The following is a 17,973-nucleotide window of genomic DNA, read 5'->3' as shown; positions in this document are numbered from 1 at the left end:
TATCGAAGCGGGGAAAGCGTGGCTGTAGGACGGGTCGCTAATGACGTGGGGATTGTTCGCTGCGTAACTGTGAGGCGGTAAATTTGCGGCGAGGGGTCAAGCTCCCTCGTCACAAGGATTATTGCAGTTGTGAATTCTTGCGACTCGCCGCCGCCGTCACCGCATAACCAATCACCGCCGCGAGGATCGAGCCGGTGAGGATGCCCATGCGATCCATGCCGGCGTAATCACTCACGCCGGGTTCGAAGGCCAGCGAGCCGACGAACAGGCTCATGGTGAAGCCGATGCCGCAGAGGATTGCCACGCCGAGGACCTGGCCCCAGTTGGCGCCTTGGGGCAGGGCGGCGATGCCGATCTTGACCGCCAGCCAGGTCAGGCCGAACACGCCGACGGTCTTGCCCAGCAGCAGGCCGATGGCGATGCCCATCGGTACGTCGTGGGTGAAGCTTTCGACGGTGACGCCGCTCAGCGACAGGCCGGCGTTGGCGAAGGCGAACAGCGGCAGGATGCCGTAGGCGACCCAGGGGTGCAGCGCGTGTTCGAGGGTCAGCAGCGGCGACGACTCGGCGTTTTTCGTGCGCAGGGGAATGCAGAAAGCCAGGGTCACGCCGGCCAGTGTGGCGTGGACACCGCTCTTGAGCACGCAGACCCAGAGGATCAGGCCGATGATCATGTAAGGGCCGAGCTTGACCACGCCGAGCCGGTTCATCGCCACCAGCGCGGCAATGCACGCAGCCGCCAGGCCAAGGGACAGGGTCGAGAGTTCGCCGGAATAGAAGATTGCGATGATGACGATGGCGCCGAGGTCATCGATGATCGCCAGGGTCATCAGGAACAGTTTCAGCGACACCGGCACGCGTTTGCCGAGCAGGGCCAATACGCCGAGGGCGAAGGCAATGTCGGTGGCGGTCGGAATGGCCCAGCCACTCAGGGCGGCGGGGTTGTCGCGATTGAGGAACCAGTAGATCAGCGCTGGCACCAGCATGCCGCCGATCGCTGCTGCGCCGGGCAGGACGATCTGCGAGGGCTTGGACAACTGGCCGTCGAGCACTTCGCGTTTCACTTCCAGACCGATCAGCAGAAAGAACATCGCCATCAGGCCGTCATTGATCCACAGCAGCAGGGGTTTGGCGATTTTCAACGCGCCGATCTGCGCCACCACTGGAGTGTCGAGCAGGCCGGTGTACAGCCACGACAGCGGTGAGTTGTTGATGATCAGCGCGAGAACGGCTGCGGCGATCAATAGCAGACCGCTGGCGGCTTCCAACTGAAAGAAACGCGTGAAAGTGCTACGCAGAGGCAAGGTCGCTCTCCATCGAATCAAGAAAAAGGTGAAACACCCTAACCCGTACCGTTAGTTGTTAAAACAAAAGTTATATTCTTTTTTGTTATATGTCGTTACAGGCTGTCTGGCTCGGGCAGCACTGAGCCTAGCAGTTGCCTGACACATTGAGACTCAGCTGTACCTTTGCCGCCTGCGGGATTTTTCCTAAGCTTGGGGCAGACCTTTTCAGAAGACCGATCTTCTGGCTGATTCAACGAGAACCGAAACCATGAGCGACAACCGACAGTGGGCCCGCGAAGCCATCCGCATCATCGAGGCGGACTTCCAGCGCAGCGCCGACACCCACCTGATCCCTTTGCCGCTGCCCGGTTTTGCTGGCATCGAGTTGTATTTCAAGGACGAATCCAGCCACCCGACCGGCAGCCTCAAGCACCGCCTGGCCCGCTCGCTGTTCCTTTACGCGCTGTGCAACGGCTGGCTGAAACCCGGCGCGCCGGTGATCGAAGCGTCCAGCGGCTCGACGGCGATCTCCGAAGCGTATTTCGCGCGCATGCTCGGTTTGCCGTTTATCGCGGTGATGCCGGCGACCACCTCGAAAGAGAAGATTGCCCAGATTGCCTTTTACGGCGGGCAGAGCCATCTGGTGCAGGATCCGACGCAGATCTACGCCGAATCCGAGCGCCTGGCCCGCGAGCATGGCGGTCACTTTATCGACCAGTTCACTTACGCCGAACGTGCCACCGACTGGCGAGCGAACAACAACATCGCCGAGTCGATCTTCCAGCAGATGCGCTACGAAAAACACCCTGAGCCGACCTGGCTGATTTCCAGCCCCGGCACCGGCGGCACCACCGCGACCCTCGGCCGTTACGTGCGTTATCGCCAGCACTGCACCCGCGTGTTGTGTGCCGATGCCGAACGGTCGGTGTTCTTCGATTTCTACCAGACGGGAGATGCCAGCCTGCGCCTGGACTGCGGCTCACGCATCGAAGGCATTGGCCGGCCTCGGGTCGAAGCGTCGTTCCTGCCCAAGGTGATCGATGCGATGGTCAAGGTGCCGGACGCCTTGTCGCTGGCGGCCATGCATTATCTGGCGCAGCGTTTGGGGCGGCATGTCGGCGGGTCGAGCGGGACCAATCTGATCGGTGCGCTGATGGCGGCGCAGCAGATGAAAGCGGCGGGGCAGTCGGGGTCGATCGTGGCGATCCTGTGCGATGGCGGCGAGCGTTATGCCGACACGTATTACGATCAGGATTGGCTGAAGGCGCAAGGCTATGAACTGGGTGAGTTGATCGCAGCGGTGGCGGCGAGTGCCGAGCGCGGGGAGGTGCTGCCGACCTCGGTGCTGCGCGCCAACATCTGACACACCCCAATCAAATGTGGGAGCGGGCTTGCTCGCGAAGGCGGTGTGTCAGGCGATAAACGAATCGACTGAAACGACGCTTTCGCGAGCAAGCCCGCTCCCACAGGGGGTGTGTTGTGTCAGCTAATGCTGATTAGTCAGTGAGACCGAGGATATCGCGAGCCACCGCCTCGGCAATGCGAATCCCGTCGACACCCGCCGAGAGAATTCCGCCGGCATAGCCCGCGCCTTCACCGGCCGGGAACAGGCCTTTGACGTTCATGCTCTGCAGCGAATCGTTGCGGGTGATGCGCAGCGGCGACGAAGTGCGTGTCTCGATTCCCGTCAGCACCGCGTCGTGCAGCGAATAACCGCGAATCTGCTTCTCGAACGCCGGCAAGGCTTCACGGATCGCCTCAATGGCAAAGTCCGGCAGCGCCAGCGCCAGATCGCCCAGCGCGACGCCCGGCTTGTACGAAGGCTCGACTTCGCCCAGCTCGGTCGACGGCTTGCCGTTGATGAAGTCGCCAACCAGTTGCGCCGGGGCCTTGTAGTCGCTGCCGCCAAGGATGAACGCGTGGGACTCGAGGCGCTCCTGCAACTCGATACCGGCGAGCGGGCCGCCCGGATAATCGACTTCCGGGGTGATGCCGACGACGATGCCGGAGTTGGCATTGCGCTCGTTACGCGAGTACTGGCTCATGCCATTGGTGACCACGCGATTGGGCTCGGACGTCGCCGCGACCACGGTGCCGCCCGGGCACATGCAGAAGCTGTAGACCGAACGCCCGTTCTTGGCGTGGTGCACCAGTTTGTAATCGGCAGCGCCGAGTTTCGGGTGGCCGGCGTATTTGCCCAGACGCGCGCGGTCGATCAGCGATTGAGGGTGCTCGATGCGGAAACCCACCGAGAACGGCTTGGCTTCCATGAACACGCCACGGCTGTGGAGCATGCGGAAGGTGTCGCGGGCGCTGTGGCCGAGGGCCAGGACCACGTGTCTGGAATGCAGGGTTTCGCCGCTGGCCAGCTGCACGCCGACCAGTTGGCCGTTTTCGATCAGCACGTCGCTGACGCGCTCCTGGAAGCGCACTTCACCGCCCAGTTCGCGGATCTGCTCGCGCATGTTTTCGACCATACCGGTCAGGCGGAACGTACCGATGTGCGGCTTGCTGACGTAGAGGATTTCTTCCGGCGCGCCGGCCTTGACGAACTCGTGCAGGACTTTGCGGCCGAGGAATTTCGGGTCCTTGATCTGGCTGTACAGCTTGCCGTCGGAGAACGTACCCGCGCCACCCTCGCCGAACTGCACGTTGGACTCGGGGTTGAGCACGCTTTTGCGCCAAAGGCCCCAGGTGTCCTTGGTGCGCTGACGGACTTCGGTGCCGCGCTCGAGAATGATCGGTTTGAAGCCCATTTGCGCCAGCAGCAGACCGGCGAAGATGCCGCACGGGCCGAAACCGACGACGATCGGCCGCTGGCCGAGATCGCTCGGGGCCTGACCGACGAATTTATAGCTGACATCCGGTGCCACATTGACGTTACGGTCGTCGGCGAACTTGCCCAACACCCGGGCCTCGTCGCGTACGTTGAGGTCGATGGTGTAGATGAAGCACAGTTCGGAGGACTTTTTGCGCGCGTCATAGCTGCGCTTGAACAAGGTGAAATCGAGCAGATCATCGCTGGCGATGCCCAGACGCTGCACGATGGCGGCGCGCAGGTCTTCTTCGGGATGGTCGATTGGCAGCTTGAGTTCAGTGATTCGTAACATGGCGGGGATCCGGATTCGCGGGGCGCACAACTGCGCCAAGGCGTTTGAAGGCGGCGATTATAAGCCGCCGCGAGCGGATCCGTGGGGGAAAAACGATCAGTCGTTGCGTGCGCCGCCGAAATAGCCGCAGCCGCGCTGCACCTGACCGTCGATGCGCAACTCGGCGCTCATGTGCTGCACGCTGCCGGTGCTGCTGTCGACGCAGCGCTGTGGCGCGACCCACAATTCAATGCGCTGGTTGTTGGCTTCGCTGCTGAGATTGAAGCGGCCGTCGCCCAGTTGTTCTTCCACATACGGCACGGCCAGCGGCGGCTGGCCGTCGCGCTCGATGACCATGCCTTTGCCGCTGACCTTGACGTTCCACTCCGGGGCATGGCCGGCGGCGCGCAGGATCAGCAGTTTGAAATTCGGATCATCGCAGGCCGTGCCCGAGCGTTCTACACGATACAACTGGACAAGGTCGAGACGGTCGCCGGAGACCTTGCCGCGCACATCGGCAAACAGCTTGCCCTGCTCGTCGGCCAGGGTGGCGGCCTCTTGCAGGACGCTGGTGCCGCCGATGTCGTTGACCACCAGTTGCCGCTGATCCTGGCACGGCTGGAACACCAGTTTGCCGTCGGCAGCAGTCAGTTGCCCCTGCATTCGCGTCTGTCCTGCATGGGAAACACTTTCACGCTGGCCGTCGAACAACTGGCAGGCGGCAAACAACGGCAGCAGGGCAACGAGGACGATCGAACGGGCAACACGCATCTTTGGCTCTCCAGACAAGTGCTGCCACGTTACGCAGCCTGACCGTTCATCACAAGGGCCTTAACCCACGTGAAATGTCTGACCGGTTTGCAGGCCTTCGACACTTTTCGCGTAGGCCAATGCCACTTCCGCTGCAGGAACCGACTTGAAGCCACGGAAGTAGGGCGCGTATTTGCCCAGGGCTTCGGTCAGCACGGTCGGGCTCACCGAGTTCACCCGCAGGCCACGCGGCAGCTCGATGGCGGCGGCGCGGACGAAGCTGTCGAGCGCGCCGTTGACCAGCGCTGCAGAGGCGCCGCTGCGAATCGGGTCGTGGCTGAGCACGCCGGTGGTGAAGGTGAACGAGGCGCCGTCATTGGCGAACTCGCGGCCGATCAGCAGCAGATTGACCTGGCCCATCAGCTTGTCTTTCAGGCCGAGGGCGAAGCTGTCCCCAGTCATCTCGTCCAGCGCTGCAAACGTCACGTTGCCCGCCGCGCAGATCAACGCATCGAACTTACCGGTCTGTTCGAACAGCTTGCGGATCGACGCGCTGTCGCTGATATCCACTTGCAAGTCACCGCTGTTGCGGCCGATACGAATGACCTCGTGGCGTTGCGACAATTCTTTGTCCACCGCCGAACCGATGGTGCCGCCGGCGCCTATCAACAGAATCTTCATCGAGCTGTACCCCAATTGAGTGAATGAGGTTTCAGTGTAGGGTGGTTTTTTCCGCGGATAAGCGCACTAATAGGCAACCTTTGGTTTTCAAATGGAAACAATCCATGAGCGAAATGGATGACCTTGCTGCGTTTGCCGTGCTGATCGAGGCCGGCAGTTTTACCTTGGCCGCGCAACAGTTGGGCTGCAGCAAGGGCCAGTTGTCCAAGCGCATCAGCCAGCTCGAAGCCCAATTCAGTGTGGTCTTGCTACAACGCACGACTCGGCGCTTGAGCCTGACGGCGGCGGGGGCGGCGCTGCTGCCGCAGGCTCAGGCGCTGGTGGCTCAAGTCGAACGCGCGCGGCAGGCGTTGGCGCGGTTGAAGGACGACATGGCCGGCCCGGTGCGCATGACGGTTCCGGTGTCGCTCGGCGAGACCTTCTTCGATGGCTTGTTGCTGGAGTTTTCCGGGCAATACCCTGAGGTGCAGATCGAGTTGGAGCTCAACAACAGCTATCGCGATCTGGCCCGCGATGGCTTTGATCTGGCGATTCGAGCCGAAGTGGCCAATGACGATCGGCTGGTGGCCAAGCCGCTGTTGGCGTGGCACGAAATGACCTGCGCCAGCCCGGCCTACCTCGAGCGCTTCGGCGTGCCGGCGACGCCGCATGCCTTGGCCGAGCATCGTTGTCTGCTCAACAGCCATTACAGCGGCCGCGAAGAATGGCTGTATCACCAGCAGCACGAGTTGTTGCGGGTGCGGGTTTCGGGTCCGTTTGCCAGCAATCACTACAGCCTGTTGAAGAAAGCAGCGCTGTCCGGTGCTGGCATCGCCCGTTTGCCGTCGTATCTGCTGCAAGCCGAATTGGCTGACGGCCGCTTGCGCTGGCTGCTGCGCGATTACCAGACCCGACGGATGCCGATGTATCTGGTGCACCCGTATCAGGGGGGATTGCCGAAACGCACGCAGGTGTTGGCGGATTATTTGATGGGCTGGTTCAAGCGCAGTGGCGAGGCGCTGGATCGACTGCAGCGCTGATGTGATTTCCCTGTGGGAGCGAGCCTGCTCGCGAATGCGTCAGTTCAGTCGATACCGATGTTGAATGACACACCGCTTTCGCGAGCAGGCTCGCTCCCACAGGGGGGATCTTATTTTGCGAAACGGCGGGCAAACAGGTGATCGATCGACAACTTGCCCGGCCCGGTCGCCATCAGGTACAGCAACACCGCCGCCCAGGTGCCATGGGTCGGGTAGGCATCCGGGTAGACGAACAGTTGGATAGTCAGGGTCATGCCCAGCAGTGCCAGCGCCGAAAACCGCGTCGCCAGGCCGAGCAGGATCAGCAGCGGAAACACATGCTCGGCAAACGCCGCCAGATGCGCGGCAATTTCCGGCGACAGCAGCGGCAGGTTGTACTCGCTTTGAAACAGCGGAATCGTCGAGTCCGCCAATCGCGGCCAGCCCAGTTCAAAAGTGCCGTCGATCAAATCGACGGCCAGTCCTTCGACCTTGGTTTGCCCGGACTTCCAGAACACCGCGGCAATGGAAAAACGCGCGATGAAGGCAACCAGGCTGTGCGGGATTTTTTCCAACAGCGCGATGACGCGCAGGATAAAAGCGTTCATGGCAACTCCTTGTAATTGAGCTGGGTGATCGCGTTATGCGCAATCAGTAAGGCGAGGGTTTGGGCGAGATCGAACGGCGGGCTGTTCCCTGCCGCCGCGAGCAGTGGCGAGCCCTGTAGCAGATGATGAAGGAACACGCTCGCACCCGGCTCAAGCGCAAACACCTCAACGTCGAGACCATTGCGCAGCACCAGAGCGTGCTGGCCTTGATTGAGGCCAATGCCCGCCAGACTTTGCTCCTGCTGGTGCGCGGCCCAGATCGCGACAACGGCGTAGGCTGAGTCGAGCAGGTGCAGAGAGGGATGCAGTTCGAAACACAGTTCACTCAGCGACTGCGGATCGGTCAGCGCGGCGCTGACTTGCTCCGGCCGGATCGGCTGCGCATCGGCGGCGTGGTAGGCGAGGGTGCGCAAGTGCTCGAGTCGCGCAACATCGGCCACATAGGGCACACCGGCGATGGGTTCGAATTGCCCGATGAAATCGGCGAAGTCTTCGCCGTAGCGGCTCATCAACGGACTTTGCGGCGGCTGACCGCGTACGAAAATCGCCGCCATGGCGCGGAAGAATTCCTCACCGACCAACTGCTGCACCACCGGGTAGCTATCGGCCAGCGCATTGATCAGCGAACTCTGCATGTTGTTGCGGTACACCGCGAAACGTCGCGACGGATCAGCGCCATTGCGGCTGCACAGGCCCTTGGGATACGGCAGTTGCACATTGAGCAGGGCGGCGGCGAAGTCCGCTTGCGTACTCATGCCGCACGCTCCGCGCGGCGCAACAGCTTTTCGGCTTGCTGTGCTTCGGCGAGCAATACGGCAAAGGCCGGCACGTGATTATCACGTTCAATCAGCGTCGCTATCGGGCCAGTCCGTTGCAGCACCCGGCGGTACAGATTCCAGACGGCCTGATCAATCGGCGCGCCGTGATCGTCGATCAGCAAACGATCGCCGAGGTTGTCACAATCTTCAGCGAAGCCGGCCAGATGAATCTCGCCGACCGCGTGCAATGGCAGTGCGTCGAGGTAGGCGAGCGGATCACGCTGATGATTGATGCACGACACGTAGACGTTGTTGACGTCGAGCAACAAGCCACAGCCGCTGCGGCGGATCACTTCGGCGATGAACACGGGCTCGTCGATCGTCGAATGCTCAAACGCCAGATAGGTCGCCGGGTTTTCCAGCAGCATCGGACGTTTGAGCGTGTTCTGCACTTGGTCGATGTGCGTGCAGACGCGATTGAGCGTCGGCGTGTCATAGGCCAGTGGCAGCAGATCGTTGAGGAACACCGGGCCGTGGCTCGACCACGCCAGATGTTCAGAAAAGGCTTGTGGTTGATAGCGCTCGATCAGCTCGGCGAGGCGTTTGAGGTGCTGGCTGTCCAGCGCGCCTTCGCCACCGATCGACAGGCCCACGCCGTGCAATGACAGCGGGTACTGCTCGCGAATCAGACCGAGAAAGTGATGAAACGGGCCGCCGGCCACCATGTAGTTTTCGGCGTGGACCTCGAAGAACCCGAGGTCCGGGACGGAGCCGAGCACTTCGAGGAAGTGCCCGGTCTTGAGCCCCAGCCCGGCGCGGGCAGGGAGCTCGGAGCGAGCTGCCTGAGTGCGCGGCAGGGACGGTTCGTGATGACTGAACATGGGCGTCACTCAGGCAGGCCGTGGATCAGGACTTGGCTTTGAAGGCTTCGAGCTGACCGAAACCGGTCGGCGAGGTTTTGCTTTCGGTGGTGGCGCAGGTGCCTTTCGGAACGAGTTTCCAGGCGTTGGCCTGATAGTCCATTTTCGCCGTGCCGGCGCAGGTAGTACCGGCACCTGCGGCGCAATCGTTCTTGCCCTTCATGGCCACGCCGAAGCATTTTTCCATGTTGGCATCGGCGGCCTGGGCGGTGGAGACAGTGGCGATGCTCAGAGCGGAACCGAGGGCCAGAACCAGGGCGGTGGCGGACAGGGTACGGGTAGTCGCAGTCATGATGTTTCTCCAGTTTTTTATCAGGGTTTCTGCAAGCGGTTTGCGCTTGCTTGTCCCTCTAGAGAACGGGTGGGGGGATGCGTTACACGCGGAGCGAGAAATTTATAAAAAATGTCGGATTCAGCTGTATCTCTGTGGGAGCGAGCCTGCTCGCGAAGGCGATGTGTCAGGCACCCATAATGTTGAATGTCACACCGCTTTCGCGAGCAGGCTCGCTCCCACAGGGTTAGCTTGGTGATACTCAGGAAATAAAAAAAACGGCCCGAAGGCCGTTTTTTTATGCAGCGATAACTCAACCGCCGAGGTACGCCTCGCGTACTTTCGGGTCGGTCAGCAGCGCTTCACCGGTGCCTTGCATGACCACGCGGCCGTTCTCCAGAACGTAGGCGCGGTCGGCGATTTTCAGTGCCTGGTTGGCGTTCTGCTCGACCAGGAACACCGTCACACCGTCCTTGCGCAGCTGTTCGATGATGTCGAAGATCTGCTGGATGATGATCGGCGCCAGACCCAGCGATGGCTCGTCGAGCAGCAGCAGCTTGGGCTTGCTCATCAGCGCGCGGCCGATGGCGAGCATTTGCTGTTCGCCGCCGGACATGGTGCCGCCGCGCTGGTTGAAGCGCTCTTTCAGGCGTGGGAAAAGTCCGAGAACCTTATCCATCTGTTCCTGATAGTCGCCCTTGTCGGTGAAGAAACCGCCCATCGACAGGTTCTCTTCCACGGTCAGACGGGCAAACACCCGACGACCTTCCGGCACCACGGCAATGCTCTTGCGCATGATCTGCGACGAGTCCTGGCCGACCAGTTCCTCACCCATGTAGCGAATGCTGCCGCTGTGCGCCTGCGGCGAACCGCACAGCGTCATCAGCAGCGTGGATTTGCCGGCACCGTTGGCGCCGATCAGCGTGACGATCTCGCCCTGACGGACTTCGACGTTGACGCTGTGCAGGGCCTGGATCTTGCCGTAGAAGGTGGAAACGTTTTCGAACTGCAGCATTTACGCTTCCCCCAGGTAGGCTTTGATCACTTCAGGATTGTCGCGGATCTGTTCCGGCGTACCGTCGGCCAGCGGTGTGCCCTGGTTGATCACGACGATGTGGTCGGAAATGCTCATGACCAGTTTCATGTCGTGCTCGATCAGCAGCACGGTGACGTTGTGCTCTTCGCGCAACACACCGATCAGCGCCTTGAGGTCTTCGGTTTCCTTCGGGTTCAGGCCGGCGGCCGGTTCGTCGAGCATGAGGATCCGCGGGCGGGTCATCATGCAGCGGGCGATTTCCAGACGCCGTTGCTGGCCGTAGGCGAGGGTGCCGGCGGTGCGGTTGGCGAACTCTTTGAGGTTGACCTTTTCCAGCCAGTACTCGGCAAATTCCATCGCCTCGCGCTCGCTTTTGCGGAACGCCGGGGTCTTGAACAGGCCGGACAGGAAGTTGGTGTTCAAGTGACGGTGCTGGGCGATCAAGAGGTTCTCGACCGCGGTCATGTCCTTGAACAAACGCACGTTCTGGAAGGTCCGCACCACGCCTTTGAGCGCGATCTTGTGGCCCGGCAGGCCCTGGATCGGCTCGCCGTCGAGGAGGATGCTGCCGCCGGTAGGCTGATAGAAACCGGTCAGGCAGTTGAACACGGTGGTCTTGCCGGCGCCGTTCGGGCCGATCAGTGCAACCACCTGTTTTTCCTTGACGGTCAGCGCCACGCCGTTGACCGCGAGCAAGCCGCCGAAGCGCATGCTCAGATTGTCGACTTTAAGGATCTCGCGGCTCATTTGCGCAACTCCATGTGTGGGCGTTGCATCGGCAGCAGACCTTGTGGACGCCAGATCATCATCAGCACCATCAGCGCACCGAACATCAACATGCGGTATTCGCTGAACTCACGCATCATTTCCGGCAACAGGATCATCACGATCGCCGCCAGAATCACACCCAGTTGCGAGCCCATGCCACCCAACACGACGATGGCGAGGATGATCGCCGACTCGATGAAGGTGAACGACTCGGGCGTCACCAGACCCTGACGGGCGGCGAAGAAGCTGCCGGCGAAACCGGCGAACGCAGCACCGAGGGTGAACGCGGAGAGCTTGATCACGGTCGGGTTCAGGCCCAGCGCGCGGCAGGCGATTTCGTCTTCACGCAGTGCTTCCCACGCACGGCCGATCGGCATGCGCAGCAGACGGTTGATCACGAACAGCGCGGCCAGTGCGAGCAACAGCGCAACCAGGTAAAGGAAGATCACCTTGTTGATCGAGTTGTATTGCAGGCCGAAATATTCGTGGAACGTCTGCAAGCCTTCAGCCGCTTTACGCTCGAAGGTCAGGCCGAAGAACGTCGGTTTTTCGATGTTGCTGATGCCGTTCGGGCCACCGGTGATATCGGTCAGGTTACGCAGGAACAGCCGGATGATTTCGCCGAAACCCAAGGTCACGATCGCCAGATAGTCGCCACGCAGACGCAATACCGGGAAGCCCAGCAGGAAGCCGAACGTCGCCGCCATCAGGCCGGCAATCGGCAGGCAGATCCAGAAGCTCAGGCCGTAGTAATGCGACAGCAGCGCGTAGCTATAGGCACCGACGGCGTAGAAGCCGACGTAACCGAGGTCAAGCAGACCGGCCAGACCGACGACGATGTTCAGGCCCAGGCCGAGCATTACGTAGATCAGGATCAGCGTCGCGATATCCACCGCACCACGGGAGCCGAAGAACGGCCAGACCAGGGCGATCAGAATCAGCGCAATGATGAAATAGCGCTGGGTGGTCGGCAGGGTCAGGAAGTTGCTGGCCTTGGCCGGGATCAGCGGCATGCCCGGCGAGGAGCGCCAGGCTTTGCTGATCTGCTGGTTGAACAGCACGCGCAGGAACATCAGCACCGAGCAGATCGCGATGGTCGCGAGGATGGCCGGGCTGGTGTTGTGCACTTCCAGATTGATGCCGACGATGGTCAGTTTCAGACCGAGTACCGGGTAGGCCACCGCCCACACCAGCAAGGCACTGAAGAGTGCCTGTTTAAGATTCCTAGTCATACTTTCTCAACCTCCGGACGGCCCAGAATGCCGGTCGGACGGAACAACAGCACCAGAACCAGCAGGCCGAACGCAACGACGTCCTTGTACTGGTCGCCGAAGATATCGGCACCGAACGCTTCCGCTACACCCAGCACCAGGCCGCCGAGCATGGCTCCCGGGATGCTGCCGATGCCACCCAGTACCGCGGCGGTGAAGGCCTTGAGGCCGACGAGGAAACCGGCGTTCGGGTTGATCACGCCGTATTGCATGCTCAGCAACACGGCAGCGACCGCCGCCAGCGCAGCACCAATGACGAACGTCAGGGCGATGATGTTGTTGGTGTTGATGCCGAGCAGGTTGGCCATCTTGATGTCCTCGGCACAGGCGCGGCAGGCGCGACCCAGGCGGGAACGAGAGATGAACAGGGTCAGGCCGAGCATGGCGATCACGGTCACCACGAACACCACGATCTGCATGTAGGAAATCAGCACTTCTTGTGCGCCACCCGGACCGAAGGCGAAGTTGCCCGGGATCAGGTTGGGGATCGCTTTGTCCTTGGAGTCTTGCGCCAGCAGAACGGTGTTCTGCAGGAAGATCGACATACCGATGGCAGAAATCAGCGGGATCAGACGGTTGCTGCCGCGCAGGGGGCGGTAGGCGATCCGTTCGATGCTGTAACCGTAGGAACTGGTGACGACGATGCTGGCGATGAACGCCGCGGTCATCAACAGCGGGACACTGTCGAGTCCCATCATGGTCAGCCCGGCGATGGCGATGAACGCCACGTAGGAACCGATCATGTACACCTCGCCGTGGGCGAAGTTGATCATTCCAATGATGCCGTAAACCATCGTGTAGCCGATGGCGATCAGGGCATACATGCTGCCAACGTTGAGGCCGTTAACCAGCTGTTGGAAGAAGTGATAGAGGTCAGGCATTACAGCGCTCCTAAAAACCTGTACGCATTTCACTGGTGGAGTCATTTTCCCGCCCGGCCCCGTGGATCTCTATCCACTTCGAATCCGAGTTTTGCCAGCGAACCGCTGATGACGGTTTTGAGATTTTCAGGGGGGCCGACTGGCGGATCACGCCAGCGCGGCCCTTACATTCGCAAAACAAAGCCCACGGCATGCCGTGGGCTTTATTGGCAGTCAGTCGGGCAAGGCCTTACTGAGGCGAAACTTCGGTTTTAGGTTTGCCGTTGTGCCACTCGTACACGACAAATTTGAAGTCTTTCAGGTCGCCCTTGGCGTCGAAGCTCAGGTCGCCGGTCGGGGTCTTGAACGAACCGGCGTGGATGGCTTCAGCCACTTTGGTCGCATCTTCGGACTTGGCCGCCTTGATGCCTTCGGCAATCACGGTCACTGCCGAGTAGGACGGGAACACGAACGGACCGCTCGGATCTTCCTTCTTGGCTTTGAACGCGTCAGCCAGGGCCACGTTGGCCGGATCCTGGTCGAAGGATTTCGGCAGGGTCACCAGCAGGCCTTCGGAGGCGTCCTTGGCGATCTGGGTGATCGAGTCGTTACCCACGCCTTCCGGACCCATGAACTTGGCTTTCAGGCCTTTTTCCTGAGCCTGACGCAGGATCAGACCCAGCTCCGGGTGGTAGCCGCCGTAGTAGACGAAATCGACACCGGCTTGCTTGAGCTTGGCGATAATGGCGGAGAAGTCTTTGTCGCCGGCGTTGACGCCTTCGAAGACAGCAACCTTGGTGCCTTTCTTCTCGAGAGTCGATTTCACGGCGGTGGCGATGCCTTCACCGTACTGCTGTTTGTCGTGCAGCACGCCAACCACTTTCGGTTTCACGTAATCGGCGATGTAGTTGCCGGCGGCAGGGCCCTGGGCGCTGTCGAGACCGATGGTGCGGAAAATCATTTTGTAGCCACGGGCGGTGATGTCCGGGCTGGTGGCAGCCGGGGTGATCATGATCACGCCTTCGTCTTCGTAGATGTCCGAAGCTGGCTGAGTGGAGCTGGAGCACAGGTGACCGACCACGAACTTGACACCGTCGTTGACGACCTTGTTCGCTACCGCTACCGCTTGTTTCGGATCGCAGGCATCGTCGTATTCAACGGCTTCGAGTTTCTTGCCGTCGACGCCGCCCTTGGCGTTGATCTGCTCGATGGCCATTTTCGCGCCACTGAACTGCATGTCGCCGTACTGGGCTACTGGACCGGTCTTAGGACCGGCGATACCGATTTTGATGGTGTCAGCTGCGAACGAATGGCTGGCAACCCCGGCCAGAACCATAGCGGCAAACAGTTTGGAAATCTGCTTAGTAGCCTTAGTCATAGTGCTCCACTCTTACTGTTGTATTTTTTAGAGTTCTGGCGCCGTAGCAGCAGAACCGGGTCAGATATCTTTGCGATACCCTCCGGAAAATGCCCCGGCAACTGTACCGGTACAGTGTAGAGCGCCGCTTGATCAACTGGGAAGCGGGCGCCACGGGGCAAAACTTGGGGGTGTCGCATTTTTGAATGAAAGAGACAGAATTGCGGCGGGGCAATCGGGGGCATATATCCCAAAAGGCAGCATTCCCTGGCGTTCCTGCTCTTTTCGTTCGGTGCAGCGATTTGCAACCGGGTTTTTCTGCCGGACCACCGACGTTATCATTCGCGTCGATTTCTTTTCCGGACAGCTCCCATGAATCAAGAACCTAGCACCCTCTATGCCAAGCTGCTTGGTGAGACGGCATCTATTACCTGGAAAGAGCTTGAGCCGTTCTTCGCCAAGGGTGCCCTATTGTGGGTCGACCCAGCGCTCGATTTGATTGCCGCCGCCGAGGCCGTGGCATCGGACGAAGGCGAGAAAGTCGCGGCCTGGCTGGCCGACGACAAGGTCGCCAAGCTGTCTGAAACGCGGGCGCTGGATATTTTCGAGCGTGATCCACAGCTGTGGGCAGTGGTGGTTTCGCCGTGGATTCTGATCCAGGAAAGGGCGGCCGTTTGATTGCCTGCACCCTTTTGGTGCCTCGATTGCCGCGCCGCAAGTGTGTAGCGGAGTAGCGTGATGGCACCTTGCCGTGGAGAAATGCCACGCCTCACGGTGACGTAAACGTAACGGGAACAGTTTATGGAGCGGCCTGAGGGTCGCTTAATTGTTTCTGGATGTTGGGAAGGCTGAAATCTTTAGTGAATTTGAAGACCCCATCGCTGGCAAGCCAGCTCCCACAGTGTCCGGGTGTACACAAATATTGTGAGCACCACAAAGTCTGTGGGAGCTGGCTTGCCAGCGATTGGGGCGACTCGGTTTTGATCAGACCGAATAAGTCTTCCCGGTATGGTTATTCAGCGAAATCACCTTGGTCTTGCCGATCCGGTGGCGGTAGATCTCGCGCAGGTATTTGATCGACTTCTTCACGCAATCGCGCGACAGGCGAATGTCATTGATCGAGACAAACTTGTCCTTGTCGTTGATCAGCTCGCGATATTTCTTCTCGTACATCGGTTTAATCGCGTACCAGTTGGTGTCGAGGATCTTCGCCGGGTTTTCGAATTCATTGAGCAGGTCGTCGATCCGCTCCTCGTCGAAGTCTTCCTGAATGATGAAGTCGAGAATCGAGTTATCCAGCGTCTCGTCGAAACGGTACGGATTCTTCGCGAAGCAGCGCTTGATGAATGCCACGATCAGCGTGAGGAAATCGTCCGACAGGCACGGGCTCTTGGCGATCAGCGTGGTCAGCGACAGGTTGGCCGAAGCGCCGATCACCAGCGCATAACGCTTGAGCGTGGTGTTGGGGAACAGGCTGTTGAGGTGGGTCTTCAACCGGTTCAGGTCCATGTAGGACAGCTTGTAGTCTTTCGGCAGCGAGACGATCGACACCACCGACGAGCAGTTCTTGAAGAAGTGCAGGTCGTGCAACGCGGCGGCGTCGTAACCGGAATTCTTGTACTGCTCAAGCGAAGCGCGATAACGCTTGGATTCGATCGGCAGCAGGCTGATGCCTTCGATGGCCTGGGTGACCTTGTTGAAGTGCGGCAGGTCGATCGAACGGAAGAACAGGTCGTCGATGTTCAGGCGTTGCGGCTCTTTATCGAAGACCTTGAACTTGTCGCTGCTTGGCGGTGGGGTTTCCGGCACCACCGATTCGGCGTAGGCAATCGCCACCGGGCCGGCCAGACTCATGAACAGGTCGTTGGCATCCAGGCGAATGGTTTCGCCGATGTCGATGCCGGCGCGGCGGAAGTAGTTCTGGTCGTAGTCAGTGGTGACTGCCTGCGCCGTCAGAATGTTGAAGATCTGCTGCGAGATGTACTGGTTGGCGTGCTTCTCCATGGCATTGACATCAATGTTCTGGATGTTGCCGTCATCGCTTTCTTCGGCGTAACGCATGATGTCGTTGGAGATCAGCATCATCGCGTTCCACGGGCGGATACGTCCCATCACGCTGGCTTCGCTGCTGTCTTCGTTAGCGAAGTTGTAGGAGAAATCCCATTCCTCCGACAGGTATTTGCACAGCAAGCGCCCGGCGTTGATGTGCAGCGCCTCGGACATTTCGCTGCGGTGGTCGGAAATGTTCGGCAGCACGCAGATGCCGCTGGTGAAGATCGGCTCGAACACAAACGAATGCCCGCTCTTGCCGTCGTGCTCGTCCATCGGTTTGGTGTCGAACGTCTTGTTCATGTACGAGTGCTGCTGAGCGAGGCCGAACTCCGAGGCCATGCCCGAACCGGTACCGCCGCCGGCGCTGAAGATCGAGAAATACAGGCGTGACTGGTTAGCCTTGATCCCGCAGCTGTCGATCAGGTACGAGTGGATCATTTTCCAGTCGGGGCTGGAGAAGCGCTGGGTGTCCTTGTTGAGGATGATCTTCGCCAGGTACTGGCCGAGGATCGGCGCGTTACCGGCGCCACCGGCATGGACTTCGGACAAGTCCATGATCTTCATTTTGCTGTAGTCGCGCAGGAAACCGCTTTTCTCGCCCTTGCGCGAGAAACGGATGCGCCCGGCGATGTCCTTGTCGAGGTCGCCAAGCATCACCAGCGGTTCGACCAGAAACACCGGTTTGGTCGATTTGCTGGTACCGATGCGCAGATTGTTCTTGATCCACTGCGCCGGGCTGTAGCCCTTGTCGGCCAGACGCCGGTCGGTCGGGCGATCTTCGTTGTTGAATTCGTTGAGGTAGAACTTGCGCGCGTTGTACACCAGCTCCGCCACGTCGAGGGCGATGTTGGAGCCGCAGCGACCAAGGCCGATCAGGCACACCGAGGGGAATTCCTGATCGTTGTGCTGCTCGTTGTCGCCTTCCTGATGCGCCGGGCGCGGGAACACCGAATCGCGCAGGCCGTCGAGGTTATCGAGGATGCGGTCAGTGTTGGTTTCGGTGAAGTACAGGTATTGCTGGGTCGACAGCGGGCGCGAAGGCGGCGTCGATCTGGATAATGACGCGCTGTTCGCGGCGGGGCTCAGGGTCAGATCGGCTGTTGCACTGGCGGGATTGTTTTTGGAGGTCATGGTGCGCCATTTACCTGGACTGGGTCGGCCCGCCGAACAGTGCCGGCGAACCTCACGGAATAAGATCTCGCGTCTTGTGTGCGCGCATATGGCCCGGGCGTCGTAGTGCTGGCTGGTCTGATCGCCGGGCGGAATCCT

General features: G+C 60.3%; 17 protein-coding genes. 3 read left to right on the top strand and 14 right to left on the bottom strand.

Annotated elements, in window-relative coordinates; translation table 11 throughout:
* Nucleotides 1-118: 118 nt before the first annotated feature.
* A complete protein-coding gene (gene nhaA, locus ACMYUN_RS08360; protein WP_122505756.1) occupies nucleotides 119-1,303 on the bottom strand; it encodes a Na+/H+ antiporter NhaA in 1,185 nt (394 codons plus the stop codon).
* Nucleotides 1,304-1,553: 250 nt separating this feature from the next.
* Here nhaA and ACMYUN_RS08355 point away from each other — a divergent pair, with 250 nt between their 5' ends.
* Nucleotides 1,554-2,648, top strand: coding sequence for a PLP-dependent cysteine synthase family protein (locus ACMYUN_RS08355; RefSeq protein ID WP_415763449.1), 1,095 nt, complete (start codon nucleotides 1,554-1,556; stop codon nucleotides 2,646-2,648).
* A 133-nt stretch (nucleotides 2,649-2,781) separates the two neighbouring features.
* Here ACMYUN_RS08355 and ACMYUN_RS08350 read toward each other — a convergent pair whose 3' ends face one another.
* The 3 genes from ACMYUN_RS08350 to ACMYUN_RS08340 all read right to left on the bottom strand — a co-directional run bounded on the left by ACMYUN_RS08350 (nucleotide 2,782) and on the right by ACMYUN_RS08340 (nucleotide 5,805).
* Nucleotides 2,782-4,395, bottom strand: coding sequence for an NAD(P)/FAD-dependent oxidoreductase (locus ACMYUN_RS08350; protein WP_415763448.1), 1,614 nt, complete (start codon nucleotides 4,393-4,395; stop codon nucleotides 2,782-2,784).
* A 96-nt stretch (nucleotides 4,396-4,491) separates the two neighbouring features.
* On the bottom strand, nucleotides 4,492-5,145 hold the full coding sequence (locus ACMYUN_RS08345) for a COG3650 family protein (protein WP_415763447.1): 654 nt from the start codon (nucleotides 5,143-5,145) through the stop codon (nucleotides 4,492-4,494).
* 60 nt (nucleotides 5,146-5,205) lie between these two features.
* Complete coding sequence (locus ACMYUN_RS08340) at nucleotides 5,206-5,805, bottom strand: short chain dehydrogenase (protein ID WP_039762641.1); 600 nt, start codon at nucleotides 5,803-5,805, stop codon at nucleotides 5,206-5,208.
* A 104-nt stretch (nucleotides 5,806-5,909) separates the two neighbouring features.
* Between ACMYUN_RS08340 and ACMYUN_RS08335 the strand changes: the two genes are divergently transcribed.
* Nucleotides 5,910-6,824, top strand: coding sequence for a LysR family transcriptional regulator (locus tag ACMYUN_RS08335; RefSeq protein WP_129998840.1), 915 nt, complete (start codon nucleotides 5,910-5,912; stop codon nucleotides 6,822-6,824).
* A 110-nt stretch (nucleotides 6,825-6,934) separates the two neighbouring features.
* Here the strand turns inward: ACMYUN_RS08335 and ACMYUN_RS08330 are convergent, their stop codons facing one another.
* The 9 genes from ACMYUN_RS08330 to ACMYUN_RS08290 form a co-directional block, all read right to left on the bottom strand.
* On the bottom strand, nucleotides 6,935-7,411 hold the full coding sequence (locus tag ACMYUN_RS08330; protein WP_415763446.1) for a DoxX family protein: 477 nt from the start codon (nucleotides 7,409-7,411) through the stop codon (nucleotides 6,935-6,937).
* The gene (locus ACMYUN_RS08325; protein WP_415763445.1) at nucleotides 7,408-8,166 is read right to left on the bottom strand and encodes a DUF2063 domain-containing protein; all 759 of its coding nucleotides are present in this window, start codon (nucleotides 8,164-8,166) and stop codon (nucleotides 7,408-7,410) included. The genes ACMYUN_RS08330 and ACMYUN_RS08325 overlap by 4 nt, the downstream gene beginning before the upstream one ends.
* Nucleotides 8,163-9,050, bottom strand: a complete 888-nt coding sequence (locus ACMYUN_RS08320) for a DUF692 domain-containing protein (protein ID WP_415763444.1) — start codon at nucleotides 9,048-9,050, stop codon at nucleotides 8,163-8,165. Before ACMYUN_RS08320 ends, ACMYUN_RS08325 begins: the two co-directional genes overlap by 4 nt.
* 25 nt (nucleotides 9,051-9,075) lie before the next feature.
* On the bottom strand, nucleotides 9,076-9,381 hold the full coding sequence (locus tag ACMYUN_RS08315) for a DUF2282 domain-containing protein (RefSeq protein ID WP_016771358.1): 306 nt from the start codon (nucleotides 9,379-9,381) through the stop codon (nucleotides 9,076-9,078).
* 292 nt (nucleotides 9,382-9,673) lie between these two features.
* A complete protein-coding gene (locus tag ACMYUN_RS08310) occupies nucleotides 9,674-10,375 on the bottom strand; it encodes an ABC transporter ATP-binding protein (protein WP_003222380.1) in 702 nt (233 codons plus the stop codon).
* Entirely contained in the window at nucleotides 10,376-11,143 is a 768-nt protein-coding gene (gene livG, locus ACMYUN_RS08305) for a high-affinity branched-chain amino acid ABC transporter ATP-binding protein LivG (protein WP_101158400.1), read from the bottom strand.
* Entirely contained in the window at nucleotides 11,140-12,396 is a 1,257-nt protein-coding gene (locus tag ACMYUN_RS08300; RefSeq protein WP_039762648.1) for a high-affinity branched-chain amino acid ABC transporter permease LivM, read from the bottom strand. Before ACMYUN_RS08300 ends, livG begins: the two co-directional genes overlap by 4 nt.
* Nucleotides 12,393-13,316: a high-affinity branched-chain amino acid ABC transporter permease LivH gene (livH, locus tag ACMYUN_RS08295; protein WP_129998843.1), complete on the bottom strand. Its 924-nt coding sequence runs from the start codon at nucleotides 13,314-13,316 to the stop codon at nucleotides 12,393-12,395. The genes ACMYUN_RS08300 and livH overlap by 4 nt, the downstream gene beginning before the upstream one ends.
* Before the next feature lie 229 nt (nucleotides 13,317-13,545).
* On the bottom strand, nucleotides 13,546-14,673 hold the full coding sequence (locus tag ACMYUN_RS08290) for a branched-chain amino acid ABC transporter substrate-binding protein (protein WP_336355044.1): 1,128 nt from the start codon (nucleotides 14,671-14,673) through the stop codon (nucleotides 13,546-13,548).
* A 351-nt stretch (nucleotides 14,674-15,024) separates the two neighbouring features.
* Between ACMYUN_RS08290 and ACMYUN_RS08285 the strand changes: the two genes are divergently transcribed.
* Nucleotides 15,025-15,330, top strand: a complete 306-nt coding sequence (locus tag ACMYUN_RS08285) for a DUF2288 domain-containing protein (RefSeq protein WP_415763443.1) — start codon at nucleotides 15,025-15,027, stop codon at nucleotides 15,328-15,330.
* Nucleotides 15,331-15,636: 306 nt separating this feature from the next.
* On the opposite strand, the gene ACMYUN_RS08280 is transcribed toward ACMYUN_RS08285, so the two are convergent.
* Nucleotides 15,637-17,835, bottom strand: a complete 2,199-nt coding sequence (locus ACMYUN_RS08280) for a hypothetical protein (RefSeq protein WP_039762652.1) — start codon at nucleotides 17,833-17,835, stop codon at nucleotides 15,637-15,639.
* Between the last annotated feature and the right edge of the window lie 138 nt (nucleotides 17,836-17,973).

It is taken from the genome of Pseudomonas sp. CP4, from assembly GCF_047758505.1.
In the GTDB taxonomy this organism is placed as follows: domain Bacteria; phylum Pseudomonadota; class Gammaproteobacteria; order Pseudomonadales; family Pseudomonadaceae; genus Aquipseudomonas; species Aquipseudomonas fluorescens_AO.
The sequence above is the reverse complement of the archived record's forward strand: the minus strand, read 5'-3'. Positions and strand labels throughout refer to the sequence as shown.

Excerpts from the sequence above, each read along its gene's own strand:
- ACMYUN_RS08355 (WP_415763449.1), top strand. The coding sequence starts at position 1,554 with ATGAGCGACAACCGACAGTGGGCCCGCGAAGCCATCCGCATCATCGAG.
- ACMYUN_RS08350 (WP_415763448.1), bottom strand. The coding sequence starts at position 4,395 with ATGTTACGAATCACTGAACTCAAGCTGCCAATCGACCATCCCGAAGAA.
- ACMYUN_RS08345 (WP_415763447.1), bottom strand. The coding sequence starts at position 5,145 with ATGCGTGTTGCCCGTTCGATCGTCCTCGTTGCCCTGCTGCCGTTGTTT.
- ACMYUN_RS08340 (WP_039762641.1), bottom strand. The coding sequence starts at position 5,805 with ATGAAGATTCTGTTGATAGGCGCCGGCGGCACCATCGGTTCGGCGGTG.
- ACMYUN_RS08335 (WP_129998840.1), top strand. The coding sequence starts at position 5,910 with ATGAGCGAAATGGATGACCTTGCTGCGTTTGCCGTGCTGATCGAGGCC.
- ACMYUN_RS08330 (WP_415763446.1), bottom strand. The coding sequence starts at position 7,411 with ATGAACGCTTTTATCCTGCGCGTCATCGCGCTGTTGGAAAAAATCCCG.
- ACMYUN_RS08325 (WP_415763445.1), bottom strand. The coding sequence starts at position 8,166 with ATGAGTACGCAAGCGGACTTCGCCGCCGCCCTGCTCAATGTGCAACTG.
- ACMYUN_RS08320 (WP_415763444.1), bottom strand. The coding sequence starts at position 9,050 with ATGTTCAGTCATCACGAACCGTCCCTGCCGCGCACTCAGGCAGCTCGC.
- ACMYUN_RS08315 (WP_016771358.1), bottom strand. The coding sequence starts at position 9,381 with ATGACTGCGACTACCCGTACCCTGTCCGCCACCGCCCTGGTTCTGGCC.
- ACMYUN_RS08310 (WP_003222380.1), bottom strand. The coding sequence starts at position 10,375 with ATGCTGCAGTTCGAAAACGTTTCCACCTTCTACGGCAAGATCCAGGCC.
- livG (WP_101158400.1), bottom strand. The coding sequence starts at position 11,143 with ATGAGCCGCGAGATCCTTAAAGTCGACAATCTGAGCATGCGCTTCGGC.
- ACMYUN_RS08300 (WP_039762648.1), bottom strand. The coding sequence starts at position 12,396 with ATGACTAGGAATCTTAAACAGGCACTCTTCAGTGCCTTGCTGGTGTGG.
- livH (WP_129998843.1), bottom strand. The coding sequence starts at position 13,316 with ATGCCTGACCTCTATCACTTCTTCCAACAGCTGGTTAACGGCCTCAAC.
- ACMYUN_RS08290 (WP_336355044.1), bottom strand. The coding sequence starts at position 14,673 with ATGACTAAGGCTACTAAGCAGATTTCCAAACTGTTTGCCGCTATGGTT.
- ACMYUN_RS08285 (WP_415763443.1), top strand. The coding sequence starts at position 15,025 with ATGAATCAAGAACCTAGCACCCTCTATGCCAAGCTGCTTGGTGAGACG.
- ACMYUN_RS08280 (WP_039762652.1), bottom strand. The coding sequence starts at position 17,835 with ATGACCTCCAAAAACAATCCCGCCAGTGCAACAGCCGATCTGACCCTG.